This window comes from Paenibacillus shirakamiensis (assembly GCF_017874255.1).
In the GTDB taxonomy this organism is placed as follows: Bacteria; Bacillota; Bacilli; order Paenibacillales; family Paenibacillaceae; genus Fontibacillus; species Fontibacillus shirakamiensis.
Genome location: NZ_JAGGLD010000001.1, coordinates 34,919 through 56,507, shown reverse-complemented (window position 1 = coordinate 56,507; position 21,589 = coordinate 34,919). Strand labels below are relative to the sequence as shown.

Here is a 21,589-nt window from a genome sequence, read left to right as displayed (position 1 = left end):
ATCCCTCCTAGTACTTTTATAACCTATAATACGGAACACGCTCCCTGCCGGTTACGAATAAAAGTGAAAGACCTTATCTCCTACTACGAATGCGTTGAAGAATGGTTTCAATTTTATGGGCAGTGTATTCCAGTTCTTCATTAGTATTACCCAAACCAAAGCTGAAACGAATCGCTGTGGTTAAAAGATTTTGGGGAAGGTGCATAGCAGCTAGGACATGAGAAGGCTCTAAGGAACCCGACGTACATGCTGAGCCGCTAGCCACTGCAATTCCATCCATATCCAGGTTCATCAGCATTGTCTCTGTGCCGCATTCTGGGAAGCTTACATTTACGATATGAGGAAGTCTATGATCCGGATCTCCATTGACAACATAGTGCTCTTCCCCAATCTGCGAGCGAAGCAAATCTAGGAAAGTCCTGCGCATCTGTTCGTCTCTCACATGCTTTGCTTCAAGCTCGGCTACTGCAAGCTGAATCGCCTTAGCAAATCCGGCAGCTCCTGCTAAATTCTCTGTACCTGCACGGCGTTTGCGTTCTTGTAACCCTCCGAATAATAACGGATCCAGAGCTACGTCTTTATGCACATAAAGGGCTCCCATCCCTTGCGGTCCATTAATTTTGTGCGCAGAGAAGCTCACCAAATCTACGGGTAGTTCGTGGCAATTGATAGGTAGGGAACCCAGCGCTTGAACCGCATCCACATGAAAAAGAATACCCTGCTCCCGCGCTAGTCTACCGATCTCTTCAATGGGCTGAATGGTACCTACCTCATTATTGGCATACATCACACTGATTAGCGCTGTATCATCCTTGATTGCTTCCTGAATTTGATTGAGATGTACTCTTCCATGACTATCCACAGGTAAATACGTGACTTCGTATCCCTGTCGTTCTAATTCCTCGCAAGTATGCAGTACGGCATGATGCTCAATTTCAGTAGTTATGATATGCCGACCTTTATTACGTCCCCCTTTAATCGCCCCGAACAGGGCCAGATTGTCACTTTCTGTACCCCCAGAAGTCAACACCAGCTCATCCGAGCGACAGCCGAGCGCAGCAGCAATCTGATCGCGAGCCCCGTTAACAGTACGTTTTGCTTTACGGCCGAACGCATGGATACTCGAAGCATTACCAAATTGGGTCTGCATGACACTCAGCATTTCCTTTGCTACTTCAGGATGAATAGGTGTGGAAGCTGCATGATCCAAATAAATATTTCTCATCTTCAAATGCCACCCTTACGCTATAATATCTAGCACCTCTAAATTATCTAGCACCATATGTATAACTTCATTAGTAAGTTTGAGCACTACGAACTTCATTTCACAAATAGCTGTGAAAGACTATTCTATACGTAATAGTCAAAATGAGCAATTAGAATGTACCACTGTCAACCTCTTGCTTTCCTATAAATGGAACGAAGAAAGACTCCCGCATGGGAGCCTTCTGATCTTCATCGTTGAGACTAGATATAGAACATATAGTTCTCTTTCGCTAACTGATCCTCATAATTCACTAGGTTGTCCAGTGTTGTGGAATCTAGAACGTCTGCAATTCCATCCCGAATACGCAGCCATAAGTCACGCTTAGCTGGATCATCTTCTTCGGTAAAATCTACCGGTGAGATGGGGCCCTCTAGCACTCGGATGATGTCACCCGCAGTGATCTCTGTAGTCTCCCTAGATAAAATGTAACCACCATAGGCACCACGTATACTTTTTACAAGACCTGCATTACGTAACGGGGCAATCAGTTGCTCCAAATAGTGTTCAGATAGTTGATTTTTCTCCGCAATACTCTTCAAGGAAGTGGGACCTTCACCAAATCGGGCTGCAAGTTCCATCATTATCGTTAATCCATAGCGTCCTTTTGTCGATATTTTCAAGAAAGCCACCTCTTTCAATTTTCGCTAAATATTTATATAATTGATCTTTGACCTATAATAGTGAGAAGTCGAGGGTATTGTATACCGCCGTATTCCGATCTTTGATCTATGCTTATCGTAACATACCCGCAAGGGTTATGGAAACAAATCACGGTTTTGAGACCTGTCTTTTTTTACAGTAATTTACATCCAAACTACAGGAGTGATATACATGTCGAAATCTAATAGCGAAACTCGCGTCGTCGTAGGCATGTCCGGTGGTGTAGACTCCTCCGTTACAGCACTACTGCTCAAGCAACAGGGCTATGATGTCATTGGTATTTTCATGAAAAATTGGGATGATACCGATGAATTCGGACACTGCACCGCTGAAGAAGATTCAGAAGATGTGCGAAGAGTCTGTGAACAAATTGATATTCCCTACTATTCCGTTAACTTCGAGAAGGAATACTTTGATAAAGTATTTACCTATTTCTTGGATGAATATAAGCTTGGCCGCACCCCTAACCCAGATGTCATGTGCAATCGGGAGATTAAATTTGGAGAATTCTTGAACAAAGCGCTGGACCTCGGTGCAGACTATGTAGCTACGGGCCATTATGCGAGAGTGATTGAAGAGAATGGGATGTTCAAACTCCTCCGCGGTGTAGACAATAACAAAGATCAGACCTATTTCTTGAATGCACTGAACCAAGATCAACTCTCCAAAACCATGTTCCCGATTGGTCATCTACCTAAGCCGGAAGTTCGTAGAATTGCAGAAGAAGCGGGACTTTATACAGCTAAGAAAAAAGATAGCACAGGGGTCTGCTTCATCGGGGAGCGGAATTTCCGTGAATTCCTCAGTCAATATCTTCCCGCCAAGTCGGGAGAGATGGTCGATGTCGCTACGGGCGAAGTAAAGGGTAATCATGATGGTCTAATGTACTATACGCTTGGTCAACGCCAAGGGCTAGGCATCGGGGGTTCAGGCAATGGAGAACCTTGGTTCGTAGCGGATAAAGATCTGGAGCGGAACATTCTATATGTCGTTCAAGGTGATCAACATCAAAGCCTATATTCTACGGGACTCACAGCAAGCGGCGTGAACTGGATTGAGGGTAAGGGTACAAGTGGCGATGATTTGCTAGCGAAACCATTCCAATGCACAGCAAAATTCCGTTATAGACAGCCGGATCAAGGCGTTACGCTTACGCAAAGGGAAGATGGGTCGATTCACGTTGCATTTGACCACCCTCAAAAGGCGATTACACCGGGACAGGCAGTCGTCTTCTATGCAGGGGAACAGTGCCTTGGCGGCGGAACGATCGATCTCGTAGATAAAGTGCCATATACTTATCCGCAATTAAAGGTAAGTAAATAAATAGTTACACATTATACACGCGCAAAAATACCCTTATTATACTTAACGAGGGTGTTTCTGCGCGTATTTTTTTGAAGTGGTAAGTTCGATTGGCACCTAAGTATTCATGATATATTAAATTTCAATTTGTCCACGTAAGAGGAGAAATTTTGGAATCATACCTGCACATTTTCCATTCCGCCCACTGCAATGAACATACGATTTACTGCTCGTCTCATATAGGGCTTATTGCTGGGAGGAATCAGCCAAAAGTCCCTTTTACATAATTATACATAAATATATATTATTCCTCACCGTTTTTATTACCTCTAATTATTTTCCGCCGAAGTTCCTGATTATGCTTAATCTTAATCTCATTTCCCTGCTGTGACGCTTGGTATAGAACCATTTTGCCTAACTCGTTAGGCAAGTATTGCTGTTCTACAAAGTGACCCGGATAGTTATGAGGATATTTGTAGCCTGTATGTCCGAGCTTTACTGCTCCCTTATAATGCCCGTCTCTCAAATGCAAAGGTACTTCGGCATGTTGAAGTTGATCCATAGCGCTCATTGCATTGGAAATGGCCGTATATACGGCATTAGATTTCGGACTTTCTACTGCGAAAAGTATCGCTTGAGCAATATTCAATTTGGCTTCAGGCCACCCGTTATTCCGATAGGCATCTAGCGCACTCGTTGCCTGAACCATAGCTTGTGGATTAGCTAACCCAATATCTTCGCTACTTGCGGCAATGAGGCGGCGAATGAAGGTCATTGGGTCCATACCTAACTTCTCAACGGCATAAAGAAACCAAAAAAGTGCGGCGTCGCTGGAGCCTCGGATGCTCTTGTGAAAGGCGGATAAAATATCGTATTGAGTAGACTCGTCCGCTTTTACAATGGGTCTACGAATCGATTCTTCAGCAACATCCATCGTAATATGAATGGTGCCATCCCCTTCAGGAGCAGTGGTCATAGCTGCCAATTCAAGTGCATTCAAAGCCCGGCGTATATCCCCGTTCGAGACCCAAGCAATGTGCGTGAGCGCTTCTTCGTCCGCAATGAGCTTCAAATACCCAAGGCCCTTCTCATCGTCCTGTAAAGCCCTTTGCATCGCAATCATCGAATGTTCCTTCCCCAGCGGCTCCAATTGAAACAGCGTCGATCGGCTTAGCAAAGCTCCATTCACATAATGAAATGGATTCTCGGTGGTCGCCCCAATGAACGTAATCGTTCCTTTTTCCACAGCCGGAAGTAGTGCATCTTGCCTTGAACTATTGAATCGATGCACCTCATCTAGAAATAGAATTGTCTTCGTTCCGTAGAGTGCTTTATCATTTTGAGCTTTTTCTATAACCGCTCGTACATCCTTCACCGTGGCATCCACCGCGTTGAGCCGGATGAATTCACCTTGGGTATGGCGAGATATGATATGAGCCAGCGTTGTTTTGCCGCATCCGGGAGGACCATACAAAAGAATCGAGGAGACTTGATCCGCTTCAATCGCTCGGCGTAGTAACTTACCCGGGCCCACGATGTGTTCCTGACCTATATATTCATCCAGTGTTGACGGCCGCATGCGGTCCGCAAGCAGGCGTGTACTGGGATTCTGTTCTTGACCATAGGAGAATAAATCCATGTTCAGCTGTCCTCCTTGTAAAAATCATTCATTTTCTCGTCATTCTTTCATCCATGACCCTATTATTCTATCATATGCGCACTGCAATTCCGAACTTACGTTTGCCTTATGGTCTAATTAGCTCGTAAAGAATACTTATAACTGTTCTTTCACTTTCATCCTTTCGGTGCCTATGCGTTAATATAGATGTCGGGCCGACAAGATGTAACTAGGAAAGGAGGCTGGTCAAATTGATCACAGTATACGAGGTGGCTTTCGCGTAAATCGCGAGGGCTCATTCCAGGGGGCCGCAAGGCCTCCCTTTTTATAAACGTGAAGAAGGAAATCCCAAGTTGTAATTAAGACTATAAATGCGCTATGCTTTTAACATAAAATACATATTCCGGAAAAGAGGTGCTGAGAATGAACAAGTTACGTTATTTCGTCAGCCATACGGTGTTCACAACTTAATCTGCATGCTCAAAGTCACTGGAAGCCAAATCAATATAGTTAAGAAAATAAGAATTCCAAATTACGAAAGGAGGACACGGCAATGAATATCTTAATCGATAGCGGGATACACGTCGGAACACGATTTAAGGAGGAAATTGAACGTGAATTACAGAAATGGGAAGGATGTGCTTCCCCCTAGGCTGCTGAAAGAACTGCAGCATTATATTCAGGGAGAACTCGTATATGTCCCGAAGCTTGATACCAAAAGGGCCCCTTGGGGCGAGGTTAGCGGATCACGAAAATTAATAGCAAGGCGGAATGAGGAAATTTACCACGCCTATTGTGGAGGGCATTCTGCTCCGGAACTTGCTGCATCTTATCATTTATCCATTGACAGTATTCGTAAAATCATTACCAAACTGCGTTCGGAAGCCAGGCGGCGTGAATGCTCTACTAGTCAAGTTGCTTATGGGCCGGCTCACAGCCCAACATGATCTATAACCGGTCAAAGCTACAAAAATTACAATTATGGAATATAGATAAAGGCTGTCTCGTCGAAGGGAGAATGCAACCCTCGGAGACAGCCTTTTGTTCGTGGAAAATGGTATTCACTTCGTATGGCCGCTTAGCAACTGTACTTACGCCACACTAATTTATTAGTAAACTTTAATTTGCTTCATAATACTTATACTACACTTTTACTAATTGGATTCCTTTGATTCCATAGGAGTAGGCCAACCTTGAACAGCCACCTCAGGATCATCGATTGGAACATACATGGGAAGCGAATCTCCATATAGTAACCACAGTTCATGCAGTGCCCGGGTACAACCTACATAGAGCAGCTTGGCATCGTAAGAGCTATATTCCTCTGCATTTACATCGGGTATGATGACCGCATCAAACTCAAGTCCCTTGGAAAGATACACAGGTAATACAGATAATCCCCCCGCATATTCACTCGTTCGGCCATCAATAAGATTCGGATCTAACCCCTTATGCTTCAAATAAGCATGAAGCTCTTCCGCAGCCTGTAACGTTCTCGTGAGAACAGCTACCGTCCGGTATGGGCCTTGTTGCACAAGTTCTAATGCCTTTAAAATCTGCGCCTGTCGCTCGCATCCCTCTTCTACGAAATGAATTAATCGCACAGGTTCGGCACTTCGGAATACAGGAATAGCCAAAAAATCTGTATCTACACCGCGGCTTAGAATTTCGTTGGCAAAATTAATGATCTCCATGGTGGAACGATAACTTCGAGTCAAGGCAAACATGGCCGTCTCCTCAGGCTTGAAGAGAATCTGCATTTCATCCCAAGTCCGAACTCCCTTATAGTAATGAATGCCTTGCGACAGATCTCCCAAAATAGTAAAAGAATGATTCTTCACAAAACGATCCAGCACCGCCACTTGAAAAGGAGAGAAATCTTGGGCTTCATCAATGACGACATGGTCAAACCGTTCGTTTCCATCCAACTCATTTGTTAGCGTGTAAAGATACAATAATGCAGGAAGATCCTCTTCGCGAAGTTGATTTTTTTTCAAATAGGCCTGTGTTTCTTTGAGAATAGCGGGCGGCATGTGTTCAAGTGCTTCGGAACTATCCACACCATTTTGTTTTTTTACACCCATCATCGTCTTGAACAGGGTCAGGGCAGAAAGATCCGGCCACTTTTTAGCATAGGCTTTCTCTCGCTGCGAAGCCTTTGTTTTGCGTTCTTTGAGAGCTGCAGCCGAAGGTGCCTTCTTAAGTTCCATCTCAATCCAGCGATGAATCCGAGCCAGAACACGCTCTTTACGCATCACAATGGGGTAAGGTTTATATTCCTGCATATACCATTCTCTAATCATACGTTCAGGTAATACGGCTCCATCCCACGGGCTAAAATCGCCATCAGGTAGACAGGAGGATTCCAATCCTTCCGCGAACTGTTCGATCATATCTCGGTAGGCTAGCGAACCTTTGAATCTACCTGGCAAGTCCTCATCCAAGCGGGATATATCTTTTCCTTGGTCGAACCAATGCACATACGTCTCAGGTCCATCCTGAGGGATGTGTTCTAATTCCAGTATCCGCGCCGCCCAATCACTGAATGTACTTTGCTGGATATCGCCTACACCTAGTTCGGGCAATACATCCGAGATGTAATCAATAAACATTCGGTTAGGTGCAAAGATGACCATTTTCTCGGCCGTAATCTGTTCTTTGTATTGATATAAAAGGAAGGCTAGACGATGCAGAGCAACCGTCGTCTTTCCACTTCCAGCGACCCCTTGAATAATAAGCGCTGTATTCTTAGCTGCTCGGATGATCTGATCTTGTTCCGCTTGGATCGTAGATACAATGTCGCGCAGGCGGTTATCTTTATTCTCCCCTAGACGGTAGACAAGGAACTCATCGGAAACCGCCGGGCCATCTGCCTCAGCATTAAACGTATCGGAGACCCGCTCCAAAATTTGTTGGCGAATGACCACATTTCGTTTGAGGTACACGAGTCCTTCAATAAGTCCTTCGGGGGCATCATAGGAAGCGGAATCGCCTCCGGTAAAAGAGTAAAACAAACTTGCCACAGGGGCCCGCCAATCTATAACTAAAGGCTGAGGGGAGTCGCTTCCTACTCCAACTTTACCTATGTAGAGGGGGACACGTTCTCCCCCTTTTTCCTCGAAATCTAAGCGTCCAAAGTAAGGTTCCTGCGTAGATTTAGCAAGCTGATGGCGCTGCTGATCGCGCCCGGCTTCGAGCACCTGCTCCGTATAATCATGCCCCGTATACACCGGGGTATTTCTTAACTTGTCTAACTGTTCGTCTATCGTCAGTAAAGTGCGATCTAGCCGCTCTTTCTCTTCTTGATAGGCACTTTGAACATGATCCATTTCAGTTACCTCCTAAGGAATGTTGGTTCAGAATTTTTTTGGAAAAAGAAGATTTATTATATCACTTGCTGTAGGAATAGGCTACATGCCCTCAGAAGTCATAATGAGTTGACTCTATTCTAATAAATTAAGAAAAGATGAACGTAAGCGAGTATGCATGGATTGCATACTCGCTTACGTTCATCTCAACATGTGAAATTACAACTCTGAATGCATACTGTCATCCTGTTTCATATAACCTGAATGCATATCATCATCGAACATATCATCTTATTCATTCATGTAATGCATATCAAAATCAAAATTCCGATTTCATTGAAGCCTTAAGCATTAGCTTTCTCAAGCAATTCCCGTATAGCTACGCTCACCATAATCAACCCGACTGCTGGAGGCACGAATGAAATGCTCGCCGGAGGCTGCTTGGCTTTACGAATTGCGGGGGCATTGGGAGATACAATCTTCTCTGTTACATCCGCGCGTGGTTTGATCGGCTTCTCGGTGGAAAAGACGACCTTCACGCCCTTTTTAATGCCTTCATCTCGTAGTTTCCCCCGGATGACGCGAGCCATCGGGTCCATGTGGGTCTTGGAGATGTCCGCAACCTCAAATTTCGTAGGGTCCATTCGGTTCGCTGCGCCCATGCTGGAAATAATGGGGATTCCACGTTCACGGCATTGTTTGATCAAGTGAATTTTGTAGACAATGGTGTCTGAAGCATCCAGCACATAGTCTAGATCATACTTGAACAATTCCTCATACGTCTCATCTGTATAGAACATGTTCAGCGCTATCGCTTCACACTCGGGGTTAATGAGCTTAACCCGATCTACCATCAGATCCGCTTTCTTCTGCCCTACCGTGCTCGTTAGCGCGTGAATTTGCCGATTGATATTGGTAATATCCACAACATCTTTATCGATCAAGATGATTCGGCCAACGCCAGTTCTTGCCAAGGACTCCACGGCAATGGAACCTACGCCGCCAATTCCTAATACGGCAACTGTGCTATTTTTCAGCGTATCGAGGCCCTCGGCTCCAATAGCGAGCTCCGTCCGTGAGAACTGATGAAGCATAGCTTATCGCCTCCTTGTATACCTTAATTCTATTGTTTTTTCGCTTCGACTGGCTTCTTAGCTACACGAATATGAAGCTGTTCAAGCTGCGGTGCATCTACTTCCGACGGAGCATTCATAAGCAGATCAGTCGCACTCGCTGTTTTAGGGAAAGCAATCGTCTCTCTAAGGTTAGTACGGCCGGTAAGAAGCATGACTAAGCGGTCAAATCCGAACGCCATCCCACCATGCGGAGGTGTACCATATTCAAAGGCATCGAGCAAAAAGCCGAATTTCTCTTGCGCTTCCTCCAAGGATAAGCCGATAGCTTTGAACATTTTCTCTTGAATATCCCGTTTGTATATCCGCATAGATCCTCCGCCTACTTCATATCCATTCAGGACGAGATCATAGGCTTGAGCGCGGATTTGGCCTGGATCTGTATCGAACAAAGCCAGATCTTGGTCTTGTGGACGAGTAAATGGATGATGTAGCGCTACAAAGCGCTTCTGATCTTCATCCCATTCAACAAGTGGGAAATCAACTACCCAAGCGAATTTGAATTCTTTTTCATTGATAAGACCCAATTCACGACCAATTTTGAGACGTAACGCGCCTAGCACATCCGCGACAACTTTTTTCGTGTCTGCTGAGAATAGAAGTAAGTCTCCTTCTTCAGCTCCCGTACGTTCTTTCACGGCTTCGATCTCTTCTGGTGTGAAGAATTTAACGATAGGTCCTTTGAATTCTCCATCTTTCACTTGAATCCAAGCCAGTCCCTTCGCGCCATAACGCGCAGCAAATGGACCTAGATCATCGATATCCTTACGACTCCAAGTGCCACAGCCTTTAGCATTCAAGACTTTGACCTCGCCGCCTTTTTCGATTACAGAAGCGAATACTTTCACCCCACTTGAGGAGACGATTTCGCTTACTTGGATTAACTCCATACCAAAACGTAAGTCTGGCTTGTCTGAACCATATTTGTCCATCGCATCTGCATACGTGAGACGCTGGAATGGAGCAGCGATTTCAACATCAATTGTCTCTTTAAGCAGACGCACAACCAACTTCTCCATCATGCTAAGTAGCTCATCTTGGCTTAAGAAAGAGGTCTCAATGTCGACTTGCGTGAACTCTGGCTGACGGTCTGCACGAAGATCCTCATCACGGAAACAACGAGCGATTTGATAATAACGTTCCAGTCCACCCACCATGAGTAACTGCTTGTATAACTGTGGAGACTGTGGCAAAGCAAAGAACTCGCCCTCGTGTACACGGCTAGGTACGAGATAATCACGGGCTCCCTCTGGCGAACTTTTGGTCAAAATAGGGGTTTCAACTTCAATGAATTCTTCGTTGTCCAAGAAGTCACGGAATACTTTTGCCGCTTTCGAACGAAGCCACAATGTTTTTTGCATTTCTGGACGACGAAGGTCCAAATAGCGATATTTCAGACGAAGGGACTCGTCAATAGGAATGCCATCTTCAATGAAGAATGGAGGTGTTTTAGCGGTATTCAGCACTTCGATCTCGGTAATTTGCACTTCGATTTCGCCCGTTGGCAGGTTTTTGTTAATCGTCTCCGCATCCCGCTTAACGACTGTACCTGTTACGGCTAGTACGTACTCACTACGAACTCTGTCCGCGATTTCTAGGGCATCTCCGGAATAAGCTGGATTAAATACAACTTGTACAATTCCGCTACGGTCACGAAGGTCAATAAAAAGTACGCCGCCTAAATCACGACGAGTCTGTACCCAACCGTTCAGTGTTACTGTGTCCCCGATATTAGCCGTGCTAAGTGTTCCACATTGATGTGATCTTGTCATGGAATAATGGTCCTCCTCTTATTTTAAAAAAGATGGGTAAACCTATGATTGTTGTAGCGCTGATACCAAATCTTCAATATTTACCAGTTGCTGCTCACCTGTATCCATACGTTTCACTGTTATTTCGCCGCGCGATAATTCATCATCACCCAAAATAACGGTATAACGAGCCTGCATACGATCGGCTGACTTGAATTGAGCTTTCATTTTACGTCCTAGATAATCCCGTTCAGCGGAATAACCTGCTTGACGAAGTTTGAACAATTGCTTGGTAATTTCGCGATCTGCCGCCTCTCCCAAAGCAACAAAGTATACATCAAGTGGCTTCACCGCTTGCAAATCTATATTCTGATTGTCCAGAATGAGCTGAATTCGCTCCAGACCAATCGCTAGTCCCACACCGGGCTGATCGGGGCCACCGACTTCAGCTACAAGCCCGTTATAACGTCCACCACCACCGACAGTATCAATAGCACCAATACCTTGCGCTTTATATTCGAATGCTGTGAGCGTATAGTAATCCAAGCCCCGGACCAAACGAGGATTCAAGCTATAATCTACACCCATATCATCCAAATACATTTTCACCTGTTCAAAGTGCTTCAGGCTTGTCTCATCTAGACTTTCTACCAGTTCAGGAGCATCTGCGAATTTGTCCTGATCCACCTTGCAATCCAATACACGCATCGGATTTCGGTCCATTCGGGACTGACAATCTTTGCATAACGTGTCTTTGATCGGGGTAAGGAAAGCTAATAACTTCTCCTTATAAGCCGCACGACTATCTGGATTCCCAACCGAGTTGATCTCTACAGTTACGCCTTGGAGACCTAAATCTTTGCACAATTCATAACCAAGTGAGATGACTTCGGCGTCAATAGCTGGATCCAATGCGCCAATGGCTTCAATGCCGAATTGATGGAACTGCCGCTGACGTCCGGCTTGAGGACGCTCATAACGGAACATAGGACCAATATAGTAGAGCTTGCTCACATCAGGTTCCCCATACAACTTGTTCTCTACATAGGAACGAACCACACCTGCTGTACCTTCCGGCCGAAGGGTCATACTGCGCTGCCCTTTGTCTAGGAACGTGTACATTTCTTTTTCGACAATATCTGTGGTCTCTCCCACTCCACGCTCGAATAAAGCTGTCTGCTCAAAAATAGGGGTTCGAATCTCGCGATAATTGAAGCGTCGACAAAGATCTCTAGCCTTTTCTTCAATGAATTGCCAGCGCTCCACATGACCTGGCAGCAGATCTTGCGTGCCTGTCGGTTTCTGAAAACCCATAGTTGATCCTCCATTCTTCTGTGCTATTCTCGGTATAGGATTTGTTACCAAAACATAAAAAATCCCCCATCCCTGTCATTACAACAGGGACGAGAGATTGGATATCCGATCATCTCGTGGTGCCACCCACATTCCGTCAGCCTGCCTGTTAAGGCATATAGTACTCAAGTCTGACGCTCTAAACGGTTAACGCCCGTCTACGCTGCCTTGTTACTAAGATGTCTTGCATCTAGTTCACAAGCAGTTCTCAAGGAGGTCTTTCATTCAATCATCAACGGAATTCTTCCAGCCTGATCCCTGACACAAGCGATAGCTGCCGAAACCTTGGAATTCCTCTCTGAAGTTGTGGGGTTGAATTACTTTTTCCCTTCATAGAAGATACTGTCATATAGTTTTTTATCATTGTAAGAAACGTGACGTACAAAGTCAAGACTTGCTGAAAAGAAAAATGACCTGCAGCTAAGCCGCAGGTCCAATCATGATATATTAAAAGGGGGTCATGCTGTTATTATAAACAACCTATATTAAAGGATTATGAAACAAAGATTACAGTTATATTACATAATTGAAAGCGTTTTCTGACTAAGAATAAATAAAACCCATCTACACTACTTGATTGTAATGTAGACAGGTTTTCATCAGCCTTTGCTGATATCCGACAGCATCTCTAAGGAGAGTCCTGATGCATGTTGTTAAAATTAACTCAAAACTTCAACATGTGCTCCATTTTCACGCAATTTTTGAACAATATCATCGACTTCTTCGTCTTTGACTTTAGCGCTAAGTACATATTTTAGATCTTCCGTTGAACCACTTTGCTTCACTACAGAATCTTCTCGGCGATCTTGCTGATGAACATCGCGCTCACGATCTACACCTTCGTAATTCGCCTCAGCATGATCCACTGTATCATTGTTCGTAGTTACAAACGGGACCACTGTCTGAGGAGCCGTAGTTCCAGTTAGTCCTGCTGCTCCAAATACACCGCCACCAATAATGGGTGAACTTGCCGTATCTGGATCTACGGGATCTAGAATTTGATTCCCTCTTGTGATCTCATGATCTAACCGGCCCACTTCCAAATTGTCTGTCTCGAATGAAAGCAGACTGGTTCTAGCCCCTTCTGCTTGGCTTTCCGTCTGAAAATAAGCTTGAATATGTTTACTCATCGTAATCTCTCCTTAGCATTCGAATTACAAACGTTGTAGTAGTTCGCGTACAAAAGCCGGCTCGTCCTTAGGTGTGCGGGACGTGATGAAATTATCATCTAATACCACTTCTTTATCTTCAAATGTAGCCCCGGAATTGGTCACATCATCTTGCAGTGGGGGATAAGAAGTAAGGGTACGTCCCTTCGTCAATCCTGCACTAATCAAAATTTGTGGTCCGTGGCAAATTGCCGCTATCGGTTTCTTGGAAGCATCGGCTTCTTGTACAAATTTCAATATATTAGAGTCCAGACGAAGATTTTCAGGAGAAGAGCCTCCTGGAATAACCACCGCATCATAATCAGATGCTGTTACACTTGTGATGGCTTTGTCTGCTTTATATTCAGCCTTACCTTGTTTGCCCTTTAGTGTCTCTCCTGCTTCGAGACCAATAATGTCTGCTTGATGTCCGGCTTCTTTCACCGCATCATATGGAACCTGCATCTCAGAATCTTCAAATGCATTCGCTAATAAAAAGGCTACTTTACTCATCGTATGTCATTCTCCCTTCAGATAGTTCGTGATCCATATTTCTCTTCTTGTTGTTATTACCCGAATGAGAATGCTTTATAACAGAACTGTGGAGATCACGCTTAAATGCCTGTGGATACATTAAAAAAGAGCTGTCTTCTATTTAGGAAGACAGCTCTTTGTATGGGCAACAGCTTTGTTATGGGTTACTTTAATTTAAGAAGAAACTACTGGACTATCTAGAATGATGGTCACAGGGCCCCAATTCGTAAGAGACACGTCCATCTCTGCTCCAAAGCGGCCTGTAGCGACCGTAAGACCCTTTTCACGCAGGATCTGATTGAAGCGATCATATAAGGCAGATGCTGGTTCTGGAGCGGCTGCACCCATGAAATTGGGACGCCTTCCCTTACGGCAATCTGCATACAGTGTGAACTGTGAAATAGATAAGATTTCACCATGTATATCCTGAACACTGTCATTCATTTTCCCAAGATGATCTTCAAAAATACGCAAACCCGCTATTTTATCCGCTAGATAGATCGCATCTCTCTCCGTATCTTCATGCGCAATACCTACAAGCAGCATTAGGCCTTGTCCAATTTCACCTACGATTTGATCATCAACCGTAACTTTAGCCTGCTTGCAGCGCTGGATGACTACTCTCATCCTATATCACTCCTCTATTGCATAATCCGGTGAACGGTGTAGATGTCTTTGATGCGCTTAATTTTGTCGACAACCGATTGTAGATGCTCGGTATTCCGAATCAGGATGGTCATATGAATCAAATCCATCTTGTTCTTGTCAGAACGTCCGGACACTGCTGATATATTCGTCTTGCTCTCCGATACGGCTTGAAGCACTTCATTTAGCAGTCCGCGGCGGCTGTGACCTGTAATCTCAATGTCTACACTATAGTTAGCCTCAATCGATTGTTCCCATTCTACTTCAATCACACGCGCTGCTTCTTCGCCATCATCCGGTGAAGGAATATTGGCACAGTCCGCTCTATGCACCGACACACCCCGACCCCGAGTAATATAGCCGATGATGTCATCTCCGGGTACCGGGTTACAGCACCGTGCGAAGCGAACCAGCAAGTTATCAATACCTTTAACACATACGCCGTTGGTAGGACGCTTCTTTTCTGCCGAAGGAGATTTCATCTCTTTAATCTCAGATGTTAATTGAATAATTCCTGCGTCTTCTTGTTCTTTGCGCAGTTTCTCCGTCAGCTTGGTTACGGCTTGAGAGGCGGTTAGACCACCAAATCCGATGGCAGACAACATATCATCTACATCGTTAAAAGCGAATTTTTTCGCCACTTCCATCATTTTATCATCGGACATAAACTGCGAAGGTTCTAGGCCTGCACGCTTCAATTCGCGCTCAATGAGATCGCGGCCCTTCTCCACATTTTCTTCCCGCTTCTCTTTCTTGAACCACTGTTTGATCTTGCTCCGAGCATGGGAGGATTGAGCGATCTTCAACCAGTCCTGACTTGGTCCATAAGAATGTTTGGATGTAAGAATCTCTACGATATCACCCGTTTTTAGCTTGTGGTCCAGAGGAACAATTCGGCTGTTCACCTTCGCACCAATCGTCCGGTTACCTACTTCGGTATGAATTCTAAAGGCAAAATCAAGCGGTACAGATCCCGCCGGCAGCTCAATAACTTCCCCTTGAGGAGTGAATACAAACACAAGATCTGAGAAAAAGTCCATCTTCAACGATTCTACGAACTCAGATGCATCTTTGGCTTCGTGCTGCAGTTCCAGAATTTCACGGAAAAATGGCATTTTGTTCTCCGGTCCTGCCGGTTCCGTTCCTTCTTTGTAAGCCCAGTGAGCCGCAATCCCGAACTCCGCGGTTCTGTGCATTTCCCAGGTCCTAATTTGCACTTCTGTAGGCTCGCCTGTAGGTCCCACCACGGTCGTATGGAGTGACTGATACATGTTGGCTTTGGGCATAGCAATATAATCCTTGAACCTCCCTGGCATAGGTTTCCAAAGCGTATGAATAATACCTAAAGTTGCATAGCAATCTTTAATATTATCCACAATAATGCGAATGGCCAGAAGATCGTAGATTTCATTAAATTGTTTATTTTTCGTTGACATTTTTCTGAAGACACTGTAAAGATGCTTGGGTCTTCCTGACAAATCGGCTTCTATACCCATTTCGTCAAGTTTCTCCGCAATACGTATTATGACATTGTCGATATATTCTTCACGTTCTGCACGCTTTTTGTGCATTAGATTCGCAATTCGGTAGTACTGCTGAGGGTTAAGATAGCGGAGTGCAATATCCTCCATCTCCCACTTGATCGCAGAGATCCCAAGCCGATGAGCAATGGGACAAAAGATTTCCAGCGTTTCGTAAGCAATTCTTCGCTGGCTTTCTTCGGACTGATATTTAAGCGTACGCATATTATGAAGCCGGTCTGCTAGTTTAATGACAATAACTCTAATATCCTGAGCCATAGCAATAAACATTTTCCGGTAATTTTCGTTCTGTTGTTCTTCTTTTGATTGAAAACGAATCCGTTCCAGTTTGGTTAGCCCATCCACGAGCATGGCGCAATCTTTACCGAAATTCTCATCGATTTCCTTCAGGGAAACGGTTGTGTCCTCCACAACGTCATGAAGCAGAGCTGCAATGATGGACAACGCATCCATTTGCATACCCACAACAATTTCTGCTACCGCTAACGGATGCAAAATATAGGGCTCACCTGATTTTCGCACCTGTCCATGATGGGCTTGTTCCGCGAAATCGTAGGCTTCCCTTATGCGGTTCAGATCTGGTTCTTTAATGTAGGCGGACGCCTTTTCAAGTAATCGCTCAATGCCCATTGAATCCTTTTCGTTTCCTTTCGTGGTAACAAGGCCCTACTACTTTCCTAAACATACAGGTGTAGTATCCCCATTTTCGATTTTATCTAATTATGACGCTTGCCGGGAATCCCGTCAACTCTGTGGAAAGCTATACATCTTATCATTTTGACAAAAATATCTTCTTCCCTGAAAAATTTTGTTGAATAAAAGGGAATGAATCATTATTCTAGTAAAGATGCTTTTTTAGACAACAAAATATAAGGAGTGTGTTCAAGCTTGCAACGTGAAATTCAAGTCAATCAGAAAGTCCCTGTAGGCCCCGGCATTCTTCTCAGTATGCAGCATTTGTTCGCTATGTTTGGAAGTACGGTACTAGTTCCCAACTTATTCGGAGTAGATCCAGGCATGATTCTGTTAATGAATGGGATTGGAACATTATTGTACATCCTCATCTGTAAAGCAAAGATTCCGGCTTACTTAGGATCTAGCTTTGCCTTTATCTCACCCGTATTGAGCGTATTAAGCTTACATAAGAGCAATGGATATTCGCTCGCTTTAGGCGCCTTTATCATTACAGGGATTATCTTTATTCTGGTTGGACTTATCGTCAAATACGCCGGAACTGTTTGGATAAATGTTGTCTTCCCCCCTGCTGCTATGGGAGCTATCGTAGCTGTCATTGGACTTGAACTTGTACCTGTAGCCTCGGGTATGGCTGGCATCATTAACAGCACACCCGGTACAGCTTGGACCCCCAATCTTACGGATATAACATTATCTATGACGACACTTGGCGTGACTATTATCGGAGCCGTACTCTTTCGAGGCTTTCCTAAAATTATTCATATCCTAATTGGGATCGTGACAGGTTATGTACTAGCTTTAATATATGGAAAAGTGAATACGGATGCGATAGCGGCTGCCCATTGGATCTCCCTTCCAAAAGTGTCTACTCCGCAGTGGGACCTCTCTGCAATTATTACGATCGTCCCTGTAGCTCTCGTTGTCATCGTGGAACATATTGGTCACTTGCTAGTTACAAGCAATATTGTTGGTAAAGATTTATCGAAGGATCCAGGTTTAGATCGATCCCTAATCGGGAACGGAATCTCGACCGTTTTATCTGGATTCGTAGGATCTACTCCCAACACAACTTATGGTGAGAATATCGGTGTTATGGCTCTCACCCGTGTCTATTCCATTTATGTCATCGGTGGCGCTTCCATCTTTGCCATCTTGCTATCCATCTGTGGTAAATTCTCAGCCATTATTGCTAACATTCCGATTCCTGTCATGGGCGGGGTCTCCCTCCTTCTGTTTGGCGTCATTGCTGCATCTGGTCTCCGTATCTTTGTGGAGCAAAAGGTAGATTTCTCTAAAGCCACGAACATGATTTTGGCTACCGTAATTCTTGTGATTGGAATTAGCGGAGCCAAGCTAACTTTAGGTTCTGTAGAACTTAAAGGCATGGCTTTAGCAACCATTGTCGGCATTCTCTTCGCCTTGTTCTTTAAATTCATTGATGTCATGGGTTGGTCCAATGATAAGGATGAAACGGTGCAAAAACATTAGCATGATAAATAGTTCTTCTATTTAGAAAAAAAAGGTGACCTGACAGCCTAAGCGGCTCAATCAGGTCACCTTTTTTTTTTAATGTTCCCAATGAATAGTTCTAAAATTTATTTCCGGGGAAATCAACGATTTTAATAAGTTAGTAATGTGAATACATCAATTCCATCTAATTTAGCTCGTCCATTCAAATCAACAAGCTCAATCAAGAAGGCGGTACCAATAACGTTACCACCAAGCTTTTTAACAAGCTCAACGGAAGTAGAAATGGTCCCCCCAGTAGCTAGTAGATCATCAGCTATAAGTACATTCTGTCCAGGTTTGATCGCGTCACTATGCATAGCTAGAGTATCTTTACCGTATTCCAAGTCGTAACCAATTTCAATCGTATCATAGGGAAGCTTGCCACTCTTGCGAATCGGCACAAAACCTACACCCAGCGCATAGGCAAGTGGAGCACCAATTACAAATCCACGTGCTTCCGGACCTGCAATAAGATCTATTTTAAGTTCGGACACTAGTTCCTTTAATTCATCAATCGCTTGACGATATTTAGCGCCATCATTTAGCAACGTCGTAATATCTTTAAAACTAATACCTGGTTGCGGAAAATCTTCAATTACACGGATATAATCTTTAAGATCCAATTGTATCTCTCCTTCATCTGCTTACCATGTGTTGTATATTATCTTGTTCATTCTTGGAACCACCTATAATCAGCATGCCCCTTGAATTCTGGAACTTATCCATTGTCTCACTTGCTCAGTTTCTCCGTAGGAAAGAATCTGTTCCATTTCAGCCAGCAACTGAAGACTCTGATACTTCACAGAGGAATCCAATGGTTGCTTCGAGGGAGATCCATTAAGAGATAGATTGCCATCATTTTGCTTAATGAAGTCCAAATCTTCAAATACATCTAAAATGAACTGCACCATTCTTTTTGTCAGTCCACTATGACGAACGAGTAAGTTCACGATTTCATCTAAAGTATGTGAACTCTGGCAATAATGACGAAGTAATGCATAAATCTGCTTGAACTGTTCTCTTGAAGGGGCAACTAATTGATGCTGTCGCTCCTGCTTTGCTTGGAGTAACCAAATCCGTTCTAAATGTGGCCACTGAAGCAACAGTGTATCCCAATGATCTGAAGTGGAAGGAAGCTCAAGTACATATAGACTTGTAACTTTAGCTTGTGAGGAACTTTGTGATGGTGTGAGTTGATTCTCCACCGTTCCCGAATCTCTATCATATACCCTAACCGCTGTCTGCGACAATTGTTCATTATAACGAATAGCTAATTCCTTGCCACATACGGCGGCCGATGAAGCAGCTGAACTGTAAGGCAACTGCATCTGTTTGAGATGAAGCTCCTTGAGTACACGTTCAGGAGATACTGTCCCCCTATAGTCATATACCTGCAATTGGGAGACATTAATGTCCTGAATCATTAACTGCGGTTTTCTATTTCCATTCCATTCGTTGATCTCTGCTTCAACAATAAGTTGGATAGCTGTATTTATAGGAATTAAGTCTGCAAGATACCCTCTACCAAAAGCGACAGCCTCCATCGTGGCACGCCCTTGCTTGACCGTCATCTTTAAATGTCTGCCTTCTTGGCCCATATGGCGAATATCCACCACTGCGGCATCTCGAATTAATAATCTTGGACAGGAGTTTCCCATTCCATAAGGAGCTAGCAAACCTAGTTCTTCAATCATTGGAACTGTGATGTCAGCTAGTTGACATTCCAAATCGGCTTGAAGTCCCGGAACAAAATGTTCGGTGGTCAGCCAATCAGCCCCCCATTGATTCAGCCTAAGCTCAAATTCATCCAAATGAACTCGATCCAGTGACATCCCAGCCGCAGCAGGGTGTCCTCCATAATGTTCTAACAGGTCTGCACAGGCTGTTAAGGCTTGATACATGTCATAGCCAGGTATAGAACGAGCTGACCCTTTACAGTGCCCTGTATCCGCATCGATACCGAGTACGATGGTCGGTCTATAATAACGATCCAGTATTTTAGAAGCCACAATTCCGACAACACCCACATTCCATCCCTCACCGGCAATTACAATGACATCAGGAACTGATCGATGCTCACGAATCTTAGCTTCAACTTGCTGCGTCGCTTCGCTAACGATGCGTTCTACCATCTGCTGGCGATCACGGTTCAGAAGATCCAGCTCCGTAGCCACCTCATCGGATTGCTCCGCATCCTCTGTAATAAGCAAATGAACCGCTTTATTCGCATGCTCAAGTCGACCACTTGCATTAATTCGAGGCGCTAATCCGAATCCAACCGCCGTTGAATGGACTGATTTATCACGATGACCCGCTAGTCGTAGTAAAGCAGCTATACCGGGAATAGGTTCCTCTGTCATGGACGCAAGCCCAAGCTTGACAAGCACTCGATTCTCACCCGATAAAGGCATGAGATCTGCTATAGTACCCAGAGCTACAAGCTGCAACCATTCTTCGGGTACATCGCCAATCAGTGCACAAGCCAGTTTGTAAGCTACGCCTACACCTGCTAACCCTTTGAATGGATAGGTACATTCAGTCAGCTTCGGATTCACAAGGGTGTAAGCATTCGGCAAAATAGCAGGTGGTTCATGGTGATCTGTAACAATGACATCGATACCTAATGACTTTGCATATTCTATCTGCTGAACAGCACTTATTCCCGTATCTACCGTAATGACTAGCGTTACCCCACGATGTTTAGCTTGGTCTAAGGCATGATTATGAAGTCCATATCCTTCCTTGGATCGATGAGGAATATAATATTCAAAAGATGCTCCGATATGCTGCATCAATCGAATCATTAACGAAGTCGAAGATACACCATCTGCATCATAGTCTCCATAGATAAGAATATGCTCTTTCTGCTCCAAAGCTTGTCTAATTCTAGATACGGCTCGATCCATTCCGTGTAATAGATAAGGATCATGTAACTGCTCTATCGAACTTTTTAGAAATTGCTCAGCTTCAAAAGATTGATTGATTCCTCTATTAACAAGAAGGGCAGCCAGTAATGTAGAAATGTGCAACTCGTCTACTAATCCTTTTACTTTTGTAGCATCGGGCTCTTTACAACTCCATACATATTTAGACGGTATCATTCGGTCTTCCCCCTGTTCTTAAT

Annotated in this window: 16 protein-coding genes; 3 read left to right on the top strand and 13 right to left on the bottom strand. The window is 44.2% G+C overall.

The genetic code is table 11. The features are described from left to right. Positions 1-73: 73 nt before the first annotated feature. Positions 74-1,225 (bottom strand): cysteine desulfurase family protein, encoded by a 1,152-nt coding sequence (locus J2Z69_RS00240; RefSeq protein WP_209858153.1) that lies wholly within the window; start codon positions 1,223-1,225, stop codon positions 74-76. Positions 1,226-1,467: 242 nt separating this feature from the next. After that, entirely contained in the window at positions 1,468-1,887 is a 420-nt protein-coding gene (gene cymR, locus J2Z69_RS00235; protein ID WP_209858152.1) for a cysteine metabolism transcriptional regulator CymR, read from the bottom strand. 211 nt (positions 1,888-2,098) lie between these two features. Between cymR and mnmA the strand changes: the two genes are divergently transcribed. Continuing rightward, positions 2,099-3,250: a tRNA 2-thiouridine(34) synthase MnmA gene (mnmA, locus tag J2Z69_RS00230; protein ID WP_209858151.1), complete on the top strand. Its 1,152-nt coding sequence runs from the start codon at positions 2,099-2,101 to the stop codon at positions 3,248-3,250. A 283-nt stretch (positions 3,251-3,533) separates the two neighbouring features. Here mnmA and J2Z69_RS00225 read toward each other — a convergent pair whose 3' ends face one another. After that, positions 3,534-4,868, bottom strand: a complete 1,335-nt coding sequence (locus J2Z69_RS00225; protein WP_209858150.1) for a replication-associated recombination protein A — start codon at positions 4,866-4,868, stop codon at positions 3,534-3,536. Positions 4,869-5,461: 593 nt separating this feature from the next. Here J2Z69_RS00225 and J2Z69_RS00220 point away from each other — a divergent pair. Then, entirely contained in the window at positions 5,462-5,794 is a 333-nt protein-coding gene (locus tag J2Z69_RS00220) for a CD3324 family protein (RefSeq protein WP_209858149.1), read from the top strand. Positions 5,795-6,001: 207 nt separating this feature from the next. On the opposite strand, the gene J2Z69_RS00215 is transcribed toward J2Z69_RS00220, so the two are convergent. The 8 genes from J2Z69_RS00215 to J2Z69_RS00180 form a co-directional block, all read right to left on the bottom strand. Beyond that, positions 6,002-8,176 (bottom strand): HelD family protein, encoded by a 2,175-nt coding sequence (locus J2Z69_RS00215; RefSeq protein ID WP_209858148.1) that lies wholly within the window; start codon positions 8,174-8,176, stop codon positions 6,002-6,004. Positions 8,177-8,499: 323 nt separating this feature from the next. Beyond that, a complete protein-coding gene (locus J2Z69_RS00210; protein WP_209858146.1) occupies positions 8,500-9,249 on the bottom strand; it encodes a tRNA threonylcarbamoyladenosine dehydratase in 750 nt (249 codons plus the stop codon). A gap of 29 nt (positions 9,250-9,278) precedes the next feature. After that, entirely contained in the window at positions 9,279-11,060 is a 1,782-nt protein-coding gene (gene aspS / locus J2Z69_RS00205) for an aspartate--tRNA ligase (RefSeq protein ID WP_209858144.1), read from the bottom strand. Positions 11,061-11,102: 42 nt separating this feature from the next. Continuing rightward, a complete protein-coding gene (gene hisS, locus J2Z69_RS00200; RefSeq protein ID WP_209858143.1) occupies positions 11,103-12,353 on the bottom strand; it encodes a histidine--tRNA ligase in 1,251 nt (416 codons plus the stop codon). A 698-nt stretch (positions 12,354-13,051) separates the two neighbouring features. Next, a complete protein-coding gene (locus J2Z69_RS00195; RefSeq protein ID WP_209858142.1) occupies positions 13,052-13,522 on the bottom strand; it encodes a hypothetical protein in 471 nt (156 codons plus the stop codon). Positions 13,523-13,546: 24 nt separating this feature from the next. Further along, complete coding sequence (locus J2Z69_RS00190) at positions 13,547-14,053, bottom strand: type 1 glutamine amidotransferase domain-containing protein (RefSeq protein ID WP_209858141.1); 507 nt, start codon at positions 14,051-14,053, stop codon at positions 13,547-13,549. 195 nt (positions 14,054-14,248) lie between these two features. Then, positions 14,249-14,701 (bottom strand): D-aminoacyl-tRNA deacylase, encoded by a 453-nt coding sequence (gene dtd / locus J2Z69_RS00185; RefSeq protein ID WP_209858140.1) that lies wholly within the window; start codon positions 14,699-14,701, stop codon positions 14,249-14,251. Between the two features lie 14 nt (positions 14,702-14,715). Continuing rightward, positions 14,716-16,890: a RelA/SpoT family protein gene (locus tag J2Z69_RS00180; RefSeq protein WP_209858136.1), complete on the bottom strand. Its 2,175-nt coding sequence runs from the start codon at positions 16,888-16,890 to the stop codon at positions 14,716-14,718. Between the two features lie 258 nt (positions 16,891-17,148). Between J2Z69_RS00180 and uraA the strand changes: the two genes are divergently transcribed. Beyond that, entirely contained in the window at positions 17,149-18,444 is a 1,296-nt protein-coding gene (gene uraA / locus J2Z69_RS00175; protein WP_209858131.1) for a uracil permease, read from the top strand. Positions 18,445-18,575: 131 nt separating this feature from the next. Here uraA and J2Z69_RS00170 read toward each other — a convergent pair whose 3' ends face one another. Both J2Z69_RS00170 and recJ read right to left on the bottom strand, forming a co-directional pair. Then, the gene (locus J2Z69_RS00170; RefSeq protein WP_209858130.1) at positions 18,576-19,088 is read right to left on the bottom strand and encodes an adenine phosphoribosyltransferase; all 513 of its coding nucleotides are present in this window, start codon (positions 19,086-19,088) and stop codon (positions 18,576-18,578) included. Positions 19,089-19,157: 69 nt separating this feature from the next. Continuing rightward, positions 19,158-21,566 carry a single-stranded-DNA-specific exonuclease RecJ gene (gene recJ, locus J2Z69_RS00165; RefSeq protein WP_209858129.1) on the bottom strand — a complete coding sequence of 803 codons (2,409 nt, stop codon included), beginning with the start codon at positions 21,564-21,566 and terminating at the stop codon, positions 19,158-19,160. Between the last annotated feature and the right edge of the window lie 23 nt (positions 21,567-21,589).